Origin of the sequence: Aquilutibacter rugosus, from assembly GCF_036541335.1 — a bacterium.
GTDB lineage: Bacteria > Pseudomonadota > Gammaproteobacteria > Xanthomonadales > Xanthomonadaceae > Aquilutibacter > Aquilutibacter rugosus.
Genome location: NZ_JAZHBO010000004.1, coordinates 1 through 771, shown reverse-complemented (window position 1 = coordinate 771; position 771 = coordinate 1). Strand labels below are relative to the sequence as shown.

The 771-nt window shown below is 69.0% G+C and carries 1 protein-coding gene; it reads left to right on the top strand.

Going from position 1 to position 771, the window contains the following annotated elements:
* The coding region (locus tag V3390_RS10170) for an SdrD B-like domain-containing protein (protein WP_331690431.1) at positions 1-771 on the top strand (771 nt) is incomplete at both ends.

Here is a 771-nt window from a genome sequence, read left to right as displayed (position 1 = left end):
CGCCAACAACAACGGCGTGCGCGAGGCGGGCGAGAACGGCATCGCCGGGGTCAGCATCTCGCTGCCGGCCGGCACCGTGGATGCGCTGGGCAATGCGGTGGCGGCGGTCGTGACCGACGCCAACGGCGACTATCGCTTCGACGACCTGCTGGCCGGCACCTACACCGTCAGCGAGCAGGTGGCGCAGCCGGTGGTCGGTGGATACACCACCTCCAACGGCATCACCGTGGCCGGCACCGTCGGCGGCAGCCCCAGCGGCACCGCCACGCCGGTGACCACCGTGCCCAGCGCGGTGGCCGGCATCGTGCTGCCCGCTGGGGGCGCATCGATCGACAACGACTTCGGTGAGATTCTCGTCGCCGCCATCACCGGCAGCGTGTATGTCGACCGCAACGGCAACGGCGATTTCGACGCCGGCGATGCGGGCACGAACAACTCGCGTCCGAACGGTGGCCTGCAGGACGTGACCCTCACGCTGACCGGCGCGGGCGCCGATGGCATCTTCGGCAACGGCGACGATCCGGCACCGGTGGTGCTGCAGACCGATGCCAACGGCGCCTACCAGTTCACCGGCCTGGTGGTCGGCCAGGATTACCGCATCACCGAGACGCAGCCGCAGGGCTACGGCAACGGCATCGAGCATCCGACCAACGTCATCGAGATCGGCAACCTGCCGCTGGCCGGGACCTCCGGTCACGACTTCGGCGAAGTGCTGGGTTCGCTGGCGGGCGTGGTGTTCGAAGACTTCTCCGCGACCTCGGCCAACAACAA